This is a genomic window from Mycobacterium sp. EPa45 (assembly GCF_001021385.1).
GTDB lineage: Bacteria > Actinomycetota > Actinomycetes > Mycobacteriales > Mycobacteriaceae > Mycobacterium.
The window spans coordinates 5,294,647-5,309,735 of sequence record NZ_CP011773.1; the positions used below are offsets into that span (position 1 = coordinate 5,294,647).

Sequence of the window (15,089 nt, forward strand, 5' to 3'; positions counted from 1 at the left end):
CTTAAGACTGGACCGCCAGTACCGGTGGGTTGAGCGCGGCGGGGTCCGGGTTGGCCAGCGGCAGACCCATGAACCGGCGGGCGTTGTCACCCATGAAGTCGTAGGTCCGGCGTTCGTCCATACCTTCGGCGTACTTCCAGAAGCCGCGCGGCTCGGCCAAGCCTTCTGGGTGCGGGTAATCCGACCCGAACAGCACCTTGTCCCATCCGACGGTGTTCACGACATCCGACACGCTGCCCTCCCAGAACGGGCTGACCCAGATGTTGCGCCGGAACACGTCATGCGGATGCTCGGGGAAGTTCTGCGGCATCTTCTTGTAAAGGTCGTCGAAGTCGTTGAACAGCGGGATGATCCAGGAGCTGCCGTTCTCGACGCTGGCGATCCGTAGACGCGGAAACCGGGTCAGCGTGCCGTGGCAGATCAGGCTGGTGATCATGTCGGCGATCTCGCGGTGCCCCAGAACCATCCATCGGAACGCACTCATCGCCATGAAGTTCTGCGTGTGCGGCGGCTCCCACTTGCCGACGTAGGAGTCGAGCGGCGGGTAGCTGGCGTGCAGCACGACCGGCAGGCCCGCGGCTTCGACATCCCGCCAGAACGGATCGAACTCCGGCAGGGCCGGTGAGCGCCATCCGCGCACGCCGCGGACCGGACCGGGCTTGATCAATGCCACCGCCGCGCCCTGAGACAGGATGTACTCGAGTTCGCGTTGCGCGCCGTCGACTTCGGACAGGTTGATGATCGGGGTGGAGAACAGCCGATCGTCGTACACATAGGTCCAGTGCTCGGCCATCCATTGGTTGAGCGCGTGGATGATAGCCAGCGTCAGCTCCGGGTCGTCGGCCGAGGAATGCTCGACCAGGCTGGCCAGCGTCGGATAGTTCAGCGCCTCGACGACACCCTGGCGGTCCAGCTCGGCGATGCGGTCCACCGGGTTCTTGGTGGCCGTCGGCGCTTCGATTGCGGCGCCCTGCATTTCGCGCAGTGTCAGGCCCTCGGTGTTCTCACCGGCGAAGAATTTCTCGTGCGCACCCGGCGCGGCGACCCGCTCGAACGTGGGATTCGGGATGAAATCGCTGACCCGGTTGTTGATCACCAGCCGGGTCTGACGGCCCATCTGCGCGTACTGCACCGCATAGCGGTAGCGCTCGGGCAGGTAGCGGGTGAGCGCCTCGGGTGTCTCGTACATGTGCTGATCGGCGTCGAAGATCGGCACTTCACGTAGCTGTGCGTCGGTCATGACACCTTCTTCGCTTGCGGTGCGTACGCGGGCTTGCCCAGGCCCAGGACGTACTGCCCGATCATGTTGCGGAACACCTCCAGCGTTCCGCCGTAGATACCCGACAGCGGCGCGAACCGGTACACATACTCCGACGCCCCGTCGTCCGCCGCACCGTCGGTCTCCACCGGAAGCGCTGCCGCAGCGCCTAATACGTCCATCAGATCCGGTGAGATATCGCGCATGGTCTGCGCGATGGCCACGCGACCGTAGAGGCTCTGCGAGCTCAGGGCCACTTCCATTCGGGCGGCGCTGCGCCCGAGCCGGTAGGCCACCGCGCCGTCGTCCACTGCGCGCCGGCCGTTCGCGCCGGTCCGGCCGACATTGGCGGCGACCTTGTCGACCGCAGTGGCCATGAAGTTGGCCTGATGCATCATGATCGACACGTCGGCCAACCCGTCGGCGGCGGCGGCCACCGCACCGTGCTCGACGTTGAGCGGTTCGCGCAGCACCGTCCAACCGCCGTTGACCTCACCGAGGCGGTACTTGTCGTCGACGCGGACATCGCTGTAATAGACGATGTTCGTCCGGTCGCCGTCGACGGTGCGCAGACCCTGGATCTCGATGCCCGGCAGGTCCAGCGGAACCAGAAACATGGTGAGGCTCTTGTGTTTCGGTGCATCCGGATCGGTGTTGGTGATCAGGAAGACGTACTGGCAGTTGTGCGCACCGGTGGTGAACATCTTGGAGCCATTAATGATCCACGTCGATCCATCACCGTCCCGCACGGCGCGGGTCTTGCAGGTGGCCACATCCGAGCCGCCTTCGGGCTCGGTGTAGCCCAGACACAGCCGGACGTGCCCGCTGAAAACCTTCGGCAGCACTTCGGCTTTGAGCTCATCGGACCCGAAGGTGTCGACCGAGCGCGCCACCATCGAGGTGGTGCCCCAGGTGACCCACGGGACGTGAAACCGTCGCTTCTCCAGCTCCCAGATCCGCCGGCGAACCCGGGGGAACCCGCCGTCGGATTCCGGCTTCCACTCGGCCTCGAGGTACCCGGCCTCACCGAGCGCCAGGTGCACGCCCTCATGGAAATTGTCACCGGTCTCGCGGTCGTGCCGGATCACCTCGTCGGTGATGTGCGTTGTCAGGAAGTCCCGAACCTCGTCGAGAAAGCTCTGGTCTTCGGCGGAAAGCTCGACGTATGAGAAATCCACTGCGGTCCTAGGCGGTTTCGCGGTCGGCGAGGATGTACGCAATCTGCTTGGCGCTGGCGCCGGGATCACCGCCGGCCAGCGGCCAGCCCCTGGCCCGAACCAGATAGGCGGTCGCGGCCGCCTCCGACGACACCCCGAGGCCACCCTGGATGTGCACGGCCATCGTGGCCGCCTTGGACGCTTCTTCAGCCATGAACACGAACGCCGACGGCGCCAGTTCGGGCCGCGCCTCGGGCTCGTTGTCCAGGAACCACGCCGCCCGCCGAGCCAGATTACGGCCACCTTCGACGGTGATCACCATGTTCGCCAACGGGTGGGAGATCGCCTGGAGGGTGGCGATGGGCACCCCGAGGGTATAGCGGGACTTGGCGAACTCGGCGGCGATGGTCATGGTCTCCTCAACGAGACCGACGAGCGCGGATGCGGTCAGCAGCCGCCATTCGTCCAGTGCCCGAGCGTATGCGGCGAGCGCGTCGGGCCCGCTGCCCAGCACCGTGCGGCTGTCGGCGGCCGCGGGGTCGACCCAGGCCATCGGAAGCCGGCCGATGTTGTCGACCTTTGCCGGCCGCGTCCCGAACGTCAGGAGCACCACGTCCTCGCCATTGGGGCCGTCGCGGACGATGATGTGGTCGGCGATCGAACCCGTCGGGACCAGCCGCACTCCCGCGACACTGGCCAGGGAGGCGTCGAGCCCGGCGATCCGCTTACCGCTCATCACTTCGTCGGTGAGCGCGCCCAACCGGGCCAGCAGCCGGGCCGCACATACGTGGTCGATCCACGGCACCGGTGCCAGGAAACGCCCCAACTCCTCGGCCACCAACGTCAGGTCCACCAGGGTGGCACCGTCACCGCCCGCCGATTCGGGGACCGCCATGGTGGTTGCGCCCATGGCGCACAGCCGTTCCCACAGGCTCTTGTCGAACCCGGTGGCCTCAGCCGCCCGCACCGTCTCGATGGTGCTGTGGGTTTTGAAGAACTGCCGGTAGGCGGTCTGCAGATCTTTGTGGTCGTCGGTGAGGCTGTAGTCCAGCCTGCGCAATTCGTAGCGGTCCATTCAGCGCTCCCTGAAGAAGAAATCGTTGGCGTTGTTGTAGAGATAGTTGTCGAGGACTTCGGGCGGCAGGTCCAGCGCCTCGGCTTCCGGGACCACGCGATGCAATTTGAGCACCGGCCAGTCGGAACCGAACATCACCTTGTTCGGCCCACGCGTTCGCATGTAGTGAAGCAAGCTGTCCGGCAGCCGTTTCGGTGACCATGCCGAGGTCATCAGGCGCAGATTCTCGTACTTGATCATCAACCGGATGGCCACCTCCCACCAGGGATCGGCGCCGTGGATCATGCACAGTCGCAGTTCGGGGAACCGCACACACACCCGGTCCAGGTGGATCGGATTCTGAACCTCGCCCGGGATCGGCGGCCCCGGCAGTCCGGTGTTCAAGCACAGCGGCAGGTCCAGCTCGGCGCACTTGGTGTACAGCGGGTAGTAGACGGCATCGCTGGGCGGATATTGCGCGTCACCCCAAAAGCTCGGTCCCACAGCGGCGTACACGACCGGTAGGTCGGCGACGATCGCGGTCAGCTCACGTAGGGTGGGCATCGGTCTGAGCAGATTCATGCCACCCATGGCCAGTGCGAACCGGTCCGGCCTGGCTTGCGCGAATTTGCGCGCGGTGACGTGCGGCTTGACGATGTTGTCCATCAGGATGGCCTTCTGCACGCCGTGGGCGTCCATCTCGTCGAGCAGCTCACCGAGGTCGACCGGGGCGAACATCGACTTGGGACCCTTGAAGTAGTCGTCGCGGACCTTGAGCATCCAGGTCGGCTGCTGCTCCGCCTCGCCGAAGTGAACGTTGATCAGTCCGTCGATCACCTTGCGCGTCATGGCAACGAAACCTTGCTGTCGGCAATCTGTTTGGCCCAGCGATAGTCGGCCTTGCCGTTACCCAGGCGCTTCACCTGTTCGACGACGATGAACTCTTTCGGGGCTTTGTAGCGGGCGAGCTGTTCGGTGCAGTGCTCATGCAGTACCTCGGGATCGACGTCGTTGCGCAGCGCGATCAGAGCCACTATCTCCGACCCCCATCGCTCACTTGGGCGGCCCACGACCAGGGCGTCGGTGACGGCAGGATGCGCGCGTAGCACCTCTTCGACCTCCTCGACGAAAACCTTCTCTCCACCGGTGTTGACCACCAGCGAGTCCCGGCCGAGAAGCCGCAGCGTCCCGTCCGGCGCCAGCGAGCCGCGGTCACCGGAGATCACCACCCGGGCACCGTCGACTTCGGGGAAGGTCTTTCGGGTGGCGTCGGCGTCGTCGAAATATCCCAGCGGGATCCGGCCAGCGCGGGCCACCCAGCCGACCTGATCCTCACCGGCATCCAGAAATCGGCTGTAGTCCTCGGCGAGAACCAGTGCGCCCTCGCGCAATTCGAAGGTGTCCTTGTGGTCACCGCGCATGCTGCGGCCGAACCCGACGTTGCCGGTCTCCGAGGACCCGTAGCCATTGATCAGGATGATGTTGGGAAGCAGCTCCAGCAACGCGTGCTGGTGCTTGAGGTTGGTCGCCGCTCCCCCGGTGGCCAGGGCGAACAACGAGGACAGGTCGTAGTCGCCGCGCCGCAGCTCGTCGACCAGCGGGGCGGCATAGGCATCGCCGACCATCGTCATCATCCCGACCTTGTGCCGCTGCGCGGTGGACAGTACGTGCTGCGGGTCGAATTTCGGTGAGTCGTAGAGCACCACCGTCTGTCCGTTGAGGACGGCGGCGAACGCCGTCCACATTCCGGCGGCGTGCATCAGCGGGGACACGGCGAACCACGGCGCGCCAGGAGTGCCGAGCTTGTCGTGGATATCGGTGACCGACTCATGGTCGGCCCCGTTCATCGAGACGGCGTAGGTGTCGGCCTGGCGCCACATCACGCCTTTCGGTCGACCCGTGGTGCCGCCGGTGCAGATCATCAGGACATCATCCGGTGACGGCTCGATGTCCTGATCCCGATCACCCTGCGCCAGCGCATCTTCCAGATCGATCGCGCCCGGCAGGGCTGCTTCGTCGCTGCCGTCCTCGATCGAGATCAGCAGCTCGGCGCTGTCGGGCGGCAGGACATCGGCGAACTTGGCGCCCAGCGACCGGTGGTAGATGACCGCACGCGGCTTGACGTACGCGAGCAGTTCGGCGACTTCGCGGGGCGTGTAGTGGTGGTTGACGTTGACCGGCACGACCCGGCCCTTGAGACAACCGATCACCATGTCCGGATACAGGTCGTTGTGCATGATCAACGCAACCCGGTCCTGGCCACACTCCCAGTTCTCGAGGTCGGCCCGTTCGCGCTGCGCGCCGAAGCCCTTGCCCGCCAGAAAGTTCGCCAGCCGCCGCGTCCGATCAGCCGAATCGGCGAAGGTGCTGGTGCGCTCGCCGCAGATCGTCATGGGCCGATCGGGGATGACCTCGGCGATGGCGTCCAGGACGGCGCCGATCGTCCATTCGGGCACCGGTCAGGCCGCCGACGACACGGACACGCCGAGTAGATCCAATGCGTTGTCCCGCATCACCTTCCGGGTGTCTTCGGCACTGAATTCGGGGAACTGCGGAATGTCGGCGGTGAAACTCATCGGATCGGCCAGCCCCTCGCCGTGCGGCCAGTCCGAGCCGAACAAGATCTTGTCCACGCCGATGGTGTCGGCCAGCAGCTTGACGTCGTCCTCGTAGTACGGCGCGATCCAGACGTTGTTCTTCAGCTGCGCGACCGGATCCTCCTTGAAATGGTACGGCGCGGTATTGGCCGCCTTCTTCAATCGCTTGATCAGCCGGTAGACGAAGTACGAACCGTTCTCGATGCTGGCCGCCTTGAGCTTCGGATGGCGGGTGAACACCTGGTGCACGATCATCGACGCCATCGAATCGTGGATGGCGCGGTCGTCGAGCAGCACCTGATCCAGCGGATCCTTTTTGCCGAATCCCTCGAACGTTGCCTTGCCGCCCCACTGCGCCGCGATCGCGAGGTAACCACTGTCGGACAGGTGGAAGACCACGGGAACCCCCGCCTCGGCCAGCCGAGCCCACACCGGGTCGTGCAGCGGGTCGCCGAGCGAGCGCGGTTTGACCACTCCAGGCACCGGAGCCGGCCGCACGCAGACGATCTTCGCGCCGCGGCTCAGCACGAACTCGACCTCCGCGACCGCGGCGTCCGGGTCGGCCAGTGAGATGATGGGCGCCGAGATGAACCGGTGGTCGGGCCGGTCGAAGCCCCAGTCCTCGTCGAGCCATAGGTTGAAGGCATGCACCGAGGCCATGGTCGCCTCGACGTCGTGCTTGAGCGCCTCCTCGACGCCGCACGCGAATGTCGGCAGCATGAACACGGTTTCGAGGTTCTGTTTGTCCAGGATCTTCAGCCGGGCGTCCCGGTTCTGGTATTCGGGGTGGTCGCTGAGCCGGTCGACCTTCATCAGCGACGCCGGGTCGACACCTTCGGGGATCTCACCGCGGAACAACAGATCCAGGCATCCTGGCTCGATGATCGGGTCGAACGTCGGGTTGGGGATGAAGTGGTTGACGACACCACCGATCACCGCGAAGGTGCGCTTTCCCTCCGTGAGCATCTGCACGCCACGGCGCTTGAACTCCTTGGGCAGATGCCGGGTGAACGAATCGGTCGGCTCGTAATAGTGGTTGTCGACGTCAATCGCCTTGTAGTCCAGAGTCATCGGTGTCGTCCTCTCACGTCAGGGGCGGGAAGTTCGGGGGCCGCTTCTCGAAGAACGCGGTGATTCCTTCGATGAAATCGGGGCGCTGCATGGATTCGTGCATGAGCGTCTCGGCTCGCCGGCTGGCGTCTTCCGCCTCGCGCAGTGCGTCGCCATAGACCTGCCGCTTGATGACAGCCAACGAGCTCGGCGCGCAGTTGGCGGCGATTTCCTCGGCGTATTCAATTGCGCGGCTCAGCAACTCGTCAGGCGGCACAACTTCTTTGACCATGCCGAGCTCGAACGCCTCCTCGGCGTAGAACACCCGGCCGCTCATCAGCAGATCCAGCGCCGCGCCCCAGCCGACGACTTTCGGCAGAATCCACGAGATGCCGTACTCGGCGATCAGGCCGCGGCGCGCGAACGACGTGGTGAACTTGGCGCCGGCCGCGGCGAATCGAACGTCGCAGAACAACGCCTGGGTGAGCCCGATGCCGGCACAGGCTCCGTTGATCGCGGCGATCACCGGCTTGGTGACGGTGGTGACGAACAGCGGATGCCGCTCCCCCACCATCTTGGTCAGGTCAGCCTCGCCGGCACTGTCGACACTGGCCGAACTGATCGACGCCAGGTCGCCCATATCGGCGCCCGCACAGAAAGCCCGCCCACGTCCGGTCACCACGATGGCCCGCACATTCGGATCGGCCTCGGCAGCATCCATGCCCGCATAGAAGCCGGCGGCCAGGCCACCGCCCCACCCGTTCATCCGTTCGGGACGGTTGAACGTCAGGACCGCCACCCCGCTGTCGAGCACTTCGTAGAGAACGGGCTTGGCAGCAGCGGACGTCGCGGTTAGGTCGGCCTTGGTTTCGGTCACCTAGGGGTACCTCCGAGAATGGCGCGCCAACATGCGGATTTGTCCATACTGTACACCTATCGGTATCCCCTTCCGCAATCAGTGTTCGATGAGGCCGAGCCGCCGGTATGCCTTCTCGATCTGAGTCTTTCCAGCGTCGGGCAATTCAGTCTGCGGCGGGCGCGAATGCGGATAGCCACCGATCGGCAATCCCAGCAAGGACGCGGCGTACTTGAACGCGCCGCCCCAGTGGGTGAAGTAGTCGGGACGACCCGGGTAGCAGGTGAACCAGTTGCCCATGTCGATACCGAACTGATCGAGTCCGGACCGCTCGGCGTAGTCCATCGCATCGATGAGTTTGTCGGCCCAGACCAGCTCCCAGTACTCGGAGATGATCGGCCGCTGCGGCGTTTCGTTCAGATAGCCCGCGGTCCCCAGCTGGGCGGGGCCGACGATCCCGGCTCGCAACCAGCCCGCGCGGTACACCGTGAGATCGCATTCCCAGATCACCAGGCCCGGCGCCAGCTCGTGCAGCAACCGGGTATTTCCCGGACGGAAGGCACCCTCCTTCGTCGCGCACACCGCAGGAATCTCGGCGTAGATACGTGCCCCCTCCGCGGGCGTCAGCACGTATCCCGACGATGGCGAGTTGAACATGCCGAGCGCGATGTCGGTGCGATCGGCGACGTAGTGAAAGAAGCGCAGCACGCCCTCACCGCCATGGGTTTCCATCATCGGCGTCTGGATATAGGCGATGTCGGCGCCCGCTTTCTGGGCATGCCGGGTGAGTTCCAGGCAGTCCTTGGCGGCCGTGGCCGCGGTGCAGGCTTGGATGACGACGTCGGGGTTGGCGCGCCGCCCCTCCTCAATTGCGACTTCCAGCAACCGCTTTCGCTCATCGAGCGTCAGCGACCAGAACTCGGCGATACCGCTGGTGCACCACAGCATCGGATGCTTGAGCTCCCCGACGCAGTACCGCACCAATGCCCGATAGGCGTCCCAATCAATCTCGTCACCGTCGGTTCCGGAAAACGGTGTGTAGAGGCTGTCGCCGATACCGTGCAGTCCGGTGCGTGCCCAGTCCCGGGCATCGCGCGCTGTGGCCATCACTGCTCCTCAGGTGAAGTCGGACCCGCCGTCGACGTTGATGTTGGCGCCGGTCATATACGAGTTGCGTTTGGAGGCAAGGAAGGCGACGACGGGACCGATCTCGTCGGGCAGCCCCGCGCGCGGCAGATGCGCCGGATGGCCGAAATGTTCGTCGATGGCGGCCATCAGCGCGTAGGGATCGTTGCCGTCGACACCGACCGACTCGGCCCAGCCGGTGAGCGCTTCCGAGGCGATGCTGCCCGGTGAGACGACGTTGACCAGGATCTCATCGGACGCGAGGTGCAGCGACAGGTTCTTGGAGACGCTGGCGACCATGGCCTTGGCTGCGGTGTATGCCGACAGCCGCGGGCTCTGCCGTTGCGTGGACTGCGCGGCGAAGTTGACGATGCGCGCCCACTCCGCGGCCCGCAGCAGTGGTAGCGCCGCCCGCACACAACGGACCATGCCCAGAGCGCCCTCGTCGATCGCGGTGCGCCACTGGTCGTCGGTCAGGTCGTCGAAAGTGCCTTGCACACTTGGCCCGACGGCATTGATGAGGATGTTGAGCCGGCCGCCCCACCGCTGCCGGATCTGGGCGAACACGTGCTGAACCTGGGTGTCGTCGCCGGTGTCGGCCACCAGTCCGACGGCATCCGGGCTGCCTCGCCCGCTCAGTTCTTCGGCCGCAGCGTCGAGCACCGCAGCCGTACGGCCGATCAGCGCGATGCGGGCGCCGTCGTCGGCCAGGCATCGCGCCGCGGCCAGTCCCATTCCGCGACCGCCGCCGACCACGACGGCGGTCGCGTCACCGAGCCCGAGATCCACGACCGGTTGGGCTTACGTACCGGTCCAATTCGGCGCACACTTCTCGGCGAACGCGACGGCACCTTCGCGGGCGTCGTTGGAGGTGAACACCGGAATGATGAGTTCCATCTGCTTCTTCCACATCTCCGCCCGGCTACAGTCGGCGGATTGCAGCAGCACGTCTTTGGTCGCGGCGAGGGCGAGCGGGCCGTTCGCGCTGATCTTGCCGGCCAGTCCGATCGCCCCGGCCAGGTCGGGGTCGCTGTCGAGCTCGTCGATCGCGTCGGCAAGTCCTCGGCTAACAGCAAGATTCACCGCATTGCGCGCTTCGGGTCGATTGATCGTGATGATCAGTTTCCGGCCTTGGCGTTCCCGCAGCACTGCGTCCGACACCCGCGGCTCCTCCACTGTCTGGTTCGCTGGTATCGGTAAAACCTACTATAGGCTTTACAGTAACGGGACGAGACCGAAGGATTCGGAGCGGAGACGCAGTTCACACCCCACTTCGGGGTAAAGTTTCCACCCGCTGATTTTCGAACGGAAGGTGGACCTGCAGTGGCCAAGCCAGCGACCGCCGCCAAGCGGCCCCGGCGCGAGCGTGGGTCGATCAATCCCGACGACATCATCGCGGGTGCCTTCGAACTCGCCGAGCAGGTGTCGATCGACAACCTGAGCATGCCTTTGCTGGGCAAGCACCTCGGCGTCGGCGTCACCAGCATCTACTGGTACTTCCGCAAGAAGGACGACCTGCTCAACGCGATGACCGACCGGGCTCTGGGCCAGTATGTGTTCGCCACGCCCTACGTCGAGGCGGCCGACTGGCGTGAGACGTTGTCGAACCATGCGCGCGCGATGCGAAAGACATTCATGGGCAACCCGATCCTGTGCGATCTGATCCTGATCCGCTCGGCGCTGAGCCCGCGGGCAGTGCGGGCCGGTGAGCAGGAGGTCGAGAAGGCGATCACCAGTCTGGTCGAGGCCGGCCTGTCCGCCGAAGACGCATTCGACACCTATTCGGCGGTGTCGGTGCACGTTCGCGGTTCGGTTGTGCTGCACCGGCTTTACGAGAAGAACCGGGCCGCCGGCGAGGATGCCCACCAGCTCGAGGACGCGATCATCGGCAATGCCGAGAGCACGCCGCTGCTCGCCAAGGTCAGCGCCGAGGGGCACCGGATCGGCGGCGCCGATGAGCACAACTTCGAGTTCGGCCTGGAGTGCATCCTCGACCACGCGGCGGCGCTCATCGAGGAAGGCAAGAAATCCTCATCGCCGAAGTCGCGCCGGAAGGGTTAGTCAGCTCTCTCCGCGAGCAGACACAAACTCGCACTCCGGAGCCCGAAAACGCGCGATTTTGCGTCTGCTCGGCGCAGAACCTAGACCTCGATGACGACCGCGCCGCCCTGGCCGCCGCCGGCGCACATCGCCGCGACACCGATGCCGCCGCCCCGACGGCGCAGCTCGTAGATCAGCGTGGTGATCATCCGGGCGCCGGAGGCCGCGATGGGGTGGCCGAGACTGCAGCCGCTGCCGGAGAAGTTCACCAGCTCCTCGTCGATGCCGTACTCCTTGCAAGCCGCGATCGGCACCGAGGCGAAGGCCTCGTTGATCTCCCACAACGCTACGTCCGACGGCTTCAGGCCCGCCCGGCCGAGCACCTTGCCGATGACGGCGACCGCGCCGAGGCCGGTGTCGCGCGCGGGCACGCCCGCGGCTCCCCACGCCTTCACGGTGGCCAGCACGTCGAGTGAGTTGGAGCTCGCGTAGTCGCGCTCGGTCAGGGCGACGGCGGCGGCCGCGTCGTTGGTTCCGCTGCTGTTACCGGCGGTGATCGAGAATCCCTCGATCTCGGGGTGCAGCACCTTGAGACCGGCGAGCTTCTCGACCGTGGTGTCGCGGCGCGGGTGCTCGTCGACGGCAAATTCGGTGACCGAGCCGTCGAACTGCTCGACCTTCAGCGGGATGATTTCGTCGGCGAACTTGCCCGCGTCCTGGGCGGCGACGGCACGCTGATGGCTGCGCGCGGCCCATTCGTCGAGCTGTTCCCGGCTGATCCCGTAGGACTGGGCGGTGTTCCAGCCGACGGTGATCGACATGTCGCGCGCCGGCGCATCGGGGGTCTCGACGTGGATCGGCGGCAGCCAGCGCTCTTCGAACTTCAGCTCTGGGCCGGGGATGCGCTGGTTCATCAGGGGCGTCATCGACAGTGACTGCACACCACCGGCGACGAGCACGCGCTCCATGCCCGAACCGATCTGAGCCGAGGCGTTGCCGATTGCCGTGAGGCTGCCCGCGCAGTGCCGGTTGACGGCCTGACCGGGCGCGTTCTCGAAGCCCGCGACCAGCGCGGCGTAGCGGGCGAGATCGCCGCCGCCGTAATGCGATTCGGCGATGATGACGTCGTCGATCGCGTTCGGGTCGATGCCACCGCGGCGAACCACCTCGGGCAGCACGGCGCCCAGCAGCACCTCGGGCGGGGTGTTGACCAGCGTGCCCTTGAACGAGCGACCGATCGCGGTCCGGACGGCACCGACAATGACTGGTTCGGGCATGACGACCTCACTTCGACGTTGAGACGTTGCGCTGTGCGCAACGTTACAAAAATAACAGAATCTGTAGCGTTGACGGTAAGTGGTCCACGTCACTCACGGTTCTGGCACGAAAAAGTGCTCGTCACGCAGCCGGAACGCCTCTTTGGCCCCGACCTGGGCCCGGGTCTTGACGAAGTTGAACTCCCCCGGTGCGAACTGCAGGTTGGTGCCGTACGCGTGGAACAAATAGCTGGCAACTTCTTCACCCTGGTAGGCCTGGCTCTGCTCGACGAGCCGGAAGGCCTCCTTGGCGATGACGACGCCGTCGGCAGGCATCTTGGCCGCCTTCTCGGCCCAGTAGCGAGCCCGGGCCGCGACCGAGCCGGCGTCGCAGGTGTCGGTGAAGACGCCGAGGTGCTCGACGTCGCCCGCGGTGATGATGTCACCGGTCAGCAGCAGCCGCCGGGCCAAGACCGGGCCGAGCCGGTGGAAGAACATGTGCAGGCTGCCCAACGCGGGTCCGAGGAACCGGGTCGCCGGCATCCCGATCTTGGTGTCGCGCGCGATGACCGAGATATCGGTCATCAACGCCATCTCGAAACCGCCGCCGAGCGCGTACCCGCTGATCTCCCCGACCGTCACCTTCGGGAAGCCCATCAGGTTGTGGTAGAAGCCGAATGACCTGCGGTCCACCGTGAGTCGGCGACGTTGGCTGGGCCGGCGTTTCGCCTGCGCCTCGGACTCCTCGCCGTACCAGGCGTACGCGTTGTTCATGTTCGCGCCCGTGGAGAACACCCCCTCCGCACCCCGCAACAGCACGACGGTGATGTCGTCGTCCTCGGCAACGGCATCCAGGTGGCGGCCGACGGTCTCCCGCATCTGGGCGTCGTAGGAGTTGCGTTGCGCGGGGTTGTTCAGCGTGATGGTGGCGATGCGCTTGTCGCGATCCACCTCGAACAGCACGCGGTCGTCGTCCGTCATCGTCGGTTCCTCACCTGGGGTCCGGGTTCGAAATGAGCTTGGCCTCAATAGTTCTGTCCCGGCCGAAAGCCAGGGTGTTGCGGCGCGCGGCGGCGAGGTGGTCCTGCGCCAGCCGAACCGCGCGGTCGGCGTTGCCGTCGCGGATGGCGTCGAGCATCTTGTGGTGATCGCGAAGCGCGGCGCGCATGGTCTTGTGCCGCATCGGGTCCGGCTCGTCGCTCCACACGGACGACTCGTGGGCCGACCAGATCACCTCCAGCGAACCGATCAGCAAGATCATCGGCTCGTTGCCGCACCGAGACACCAGTGCCTCGTGAAAGCGTCGGGCGTTCGGGACATACTGCGATGTGTCGTCGAATTGTGCTTCCTGCCGGTCGATTTCGGCCTGCAAGTACGGTACGACCTCGGTCAGCCGATCCTCGCGGGCAGCGCACATGCCTGCGCAGATCGGCTCCAGGTGCATCAGCGCCCCGCTGACGTCGGCCGGGGTCGAGGAACGCGATTGCAGCACCATGCTGATCATGTGGGCGGTGCGGTCGGCCGACGGTGAATGCACGACGGCGCCGCCCATGTTGCCGCGGCGCACCGACACCAGGCCGTCGACCTCGAGCATGTGAATCGCCTCCCGCAGCGCGGGCGGGCTGACGCCGAACTCGGTGAACAGGCTCTCCTGCGAGGGCAGGACATCACCTTCCCGCAGCCGGCCCGACAGGATGTCGTCGCGCAGCCGCGAGGCGACGATCTCGGCGACGCGGGGCTGACGAATACGCGGTGCGGCGGCGGTCATCCGTCGGTCCGCGGCGTCACCCATCCGGTCCCCTCATCAGGCCATCCTTGCTATCTTGTACAAGATAGCACTACTGTTGGACTATCCGTAAAGTCGCGAAGGGCGGAATCATCGGTGGGTGACGGGGCCCGGGCGGCCGACGGAGTCGTGACGACATCACGCGATGGTGCCGTGCTGCACATCGTGCTCGACCGGATTGACCGGCGTAACTCCCTGAGCCACAGCATGATCGACGCTCTCACCGGCACGCTGGTCGCCGCGGCGAGCGACGATGCATTGCGCGCGGTCCATCTCAGCGGAGCCGGGTCGGACTTTTGCGCAGGCGTGGACTGGGTGGGCTCGAACAGTGGCGCGCAGCGCCCCCGCACCGGCGACCTGGTCCGTCGCATCCCACACACCGCGCACCGGGTCATCGAACTGGTCCACACCCTGCACCTACCCGTCGTGTGCACGGTCCGCGGGTGGGCGGCCGGTATGGGCTGCAATCTGGCGCTGGCCGCTGACTTCACCGTGGCCGCCACCGACGCCGTGTTCTGGGAGCCGTTCCTGGCCCGCGGCTTCAGCCCGGACTCCGGCTCCACCTGGTTGCTGCCCCGGCTGGTGGGAATCGCCCGCGCCAAGGAGATGCTGCTACTCGGCGAGAAGGTCGATGGCGCGACGGCGGCGCAGTGGGGTCTCATTCATCGCAGCGTCGACGATGCCGACCTCGATGCAACCGTGGCGGCGCTGCTGGACCGGCTGGCATCCGGCCCGACCGTCGCGATCGGACTGGCCAAGCAGGCCGTCAACTACGGTCAGCATGCGACCCTGAGCCAGGCCATGACGCAGGAGTTGTTCAACCTCGAACTATCCTGCCGGACATCGGACTTCAAAGAAGGCCTGGCGGCTTTCCGAGAGAAGCGTGCACCCGGCTTCACCGGGCGATGAG

Annotated in this window: 15 protein-coding genes; 2 read left to right on the forward strand and 13 right to left on the reverse strand. The window is 65.8% G+C overall.

Translation table 11 applies throughout. The features are described 5' to 3' along the window. Window position 1: 1 nt before the first annotated feature. The 10 genes from AB431_RS24995 to AB431_RS25040 all read right to left on the reverse strand — a co-directional run bounded on the left by AB431_RS24995 (window position 2) and on the right by AB431_RS25040 (window position 10,258). Window positions 2–1,240, reverse strand: a complete 1,239-nt coding sequence (locus AB431_RS24995; protein ID WP_047332205.1) for an amidohydrolase family protein — start codon at window positions 1,238–1,240, stop codon at window positions 2–4. After that, a complete protein-coding gene (locus tag AB431_RS25000; RefSeq protein WP_047332206.1) occupies window positions 1,237–2,436 on the reverse strand; it encodes an acyl-CoA dehydrogenase family protein in 1,200 nt (399 codons plus the stop codon). The genes AB431_RS24995 and AB431_RS25000 overlap by 4 nt, the downstream gene beginning before the upstream one ends. Window positions 2,437–2,443: 7 nt before the next feature. Next, a complete protein-coding gene (locus AB431_RS25005; RefSeq protein ID WP_047332207.1) occupies window positions 2,444–3,490 on the reverse strand; it encodes an acyl-CoA dehydrogenase family protein in 1,047 nt (348 codons plus the stop codon). Beyond that, a complete protein-coding gene (locus AB431_RS25010) occupies window positions 3,491–4,318 on the reverse strand; it encodes an amidohydrolase family protein (RefSeq protein ID WP_047332208.1) in 828 nt (275 codons plus the stop codon). It lies immediately after the preceding gene. After that, window positions 4,315–5,925 (reverse strand): acyl-CoA synthetase, encoded by a 1,611-nt coding sequence (locus AB431_RS25015; RefSeq protein WP_047332209.1) that lies wholly within the window; start codon window positions 5,923–5,925, stop codon window positions 4,315–4,317. The genes AB431_RS25010 and AB431_RS25015 overlap by 4 nt, the downstream gene beginning before the upstream one ends. A gap of 3 nt (window positions 5,926–5,928) precedes the next feature. Then, window positions 5,929–7,137, reverse strand: coding sequence for an amidohydrolase family protein (locus AB431_RS25020; RefSeq protein ID WP_047332210.1), 1,209 nt, complete (start codon window positions 7,135–7,137; stop codon window positions 5,929–5,931). Between the two features lie 13 nt (window positions 7,138–7,150). Then, window positions 7,151–7,993, reverse strand: coding sequence for an enoyl-CoA hydratase (locus AB431_RS25025; protein WP_047332211.1), 843 nt, complete (start codon window positions 7,991–7,993; stop codon window positions 7,151–7,153). Between the two features lie 78 nt (window positions 7,994–8,071). Next, on the reverse strand, window positions 8,072–9,079 hold the full coding sequence (locus AB431_RS25030; RefSeq protein WP_047332212.1) for a dihydrodipicolinate synthase family protein: 1,008 nt from the start codon (window positions 9,077–9,079) through the stop codon (window positions 8,072–8,074). Between the two features lie 9 nt (window positions 9,080–9,088). Next, complete coding sequence (locus tag AB431_RS25035; protein ID WP_047332213.1) at window positions 9,089–9,886, reverse strand: SDR family NAD(P)-dependent oxidoreductase; 798 nt, start codon at window positions 9,884–9,886, stop codon at window positions 9,089–9,091. A 12-nt stretch (window positions 9,887–9,898) separates the two neighbouring features. After that, complete coding sequence (locus AB431_RS25040; RefSeq protein WP_047333786.1) at window positions 9,899–10,258, reverse strand: hypothetical protein; 360 nt, start codon at window positions 10,256–10,258, stop codon at window positions 9,899–9,901. 162 nt (window positions 10,259–10,420) lie between these two features. On the opposite strand from AB431_RS25040, the gene AB431_RS25045 reads away from it, so the two are divergent. Continuing rightward, complete coding sequence (locus AB431_RS25045) at window positions 10,421–11,158, forward strand: TetR/AcrR family transcriptional regulator (RefSeq protein WP_047332214.1); 738 nt, start codon at window positions 10,421–10,423, stop codon at window positions 11,156–11,158. Between the two features lie 80 nt (window positions 11,159–11,238). Here AB431_RS25045 and AB431_RS25050 read toward each other — a convergent pair whose 3' ends face one another. The 3 genes from AB431_RS25050 to AB431_RS25060 form a co-directional block, all read right to left on the reverse strand. After that, entirely contained in the window at window positions 11,239–12,414 is a 1,176-nt protein-coding gene (locus tag AB431_RS25050; protein WP_047332215.1) for a thiolase family protein, read from the reverse strand. 93 nt (window positions 12,415–12,507) lie between these two features. Further along, on the reverse strand, window positions 12,508–13,374 hold the full coding sequence (locus AB431_RS25055) for an enoyl-CoA hydratase/isomerase family protein (RefSeq protein WP_047332216.1): 867 nt from the start codon (window positions 13,372–13,374) through the stop codon (window positions 12,508–12,510). A 10-nt stretch (window positions 13,375–13,384) separates the two neighbouring features. Continuing rightward, complete coding sequence (locus AB431_RS25060; RefSeq protein WP_235435756.1) at window positions 13,385–14,185, reverse strand: FadR/GntR family transcriptional regulator; 801 nt, start codon at window positions 14,183–14,185, stop codon at window positions 13,385–13,387. A 90-nt stretch (window positions 14,186–14,275) separates the two neighbouring features. Here AB431_RS25060 and AB431_RS25065 point away from each other — a divergent pair, with 90 nt between their 5' ends. Further along, window positions 14,276–15,088, forward strand: coding sequence for an enoyl-CoA hydratase/isomerase family protein (locus tag AB431_RS25065; protein WP_047332217.1), 813 nt, complete (start codon window positions 14,276–14,278; stop codon window positions 15,086–15,088). The last annotated feature ends 1 nt before the right edge of the window (window position 15,089 follow it).

Coding starts and splice junctions, on each gene's coding strand:
- AB431_RS24995 (WP_047332205.1), bottom strand. CDS start 1,240: ATGACCGACGCACAGCTACGTGAAGTGCCGATCTTCGACGCCGATCAG.
- AB431_RS25005 (WP_047332207.1), bottom strand. CDS start 3,490: ATGGACCGCTACGAATTGCGCAGGCTGGACTACAGCCTCACCGACGAC.
- AB431_RS25010 (WP_047332208.1), bottom strand. CDS start 4,318: ATGACGCGCAAGGTGATCGACGGACTGATCAACGTTCACTTCGGCGAG.
- AB431_RS25020 (WP_047332210.1), bottom strand. CDS start 7,137: ATGACTCTGGACTACAAGGCGATTGACGTCGACAACCACTATTACGAG.
- AB431_RS25030 (WP_047332212.1), bottom strand. CDS start 9,079: ATGGCCACAGCGCGCGATGCCCGGGACTGGGCACGCACCGGACTGCAC.
- AB431_RS25050 (WP_047332215.1), bottom strand. CDS start 12,414: ATGCCCGAACCAGTCATTGTCGGTGCCGTCCGGACCGCGATCGGTCGC.
- AB431_RS25055 (WP_047332216.1), bottom strand. CDS start 13,374: ATGACGGACGACGACCGCGTGCTGTTCGAGGTGGATCGCGACAAGCGC.
- AB431_RS25060 (WP_235435756.1), bottom strand. CDS start 14,185: ATGGGTGACGCCGCGGACCGACGGATGACCGCCGCCGCACCGCGTATT.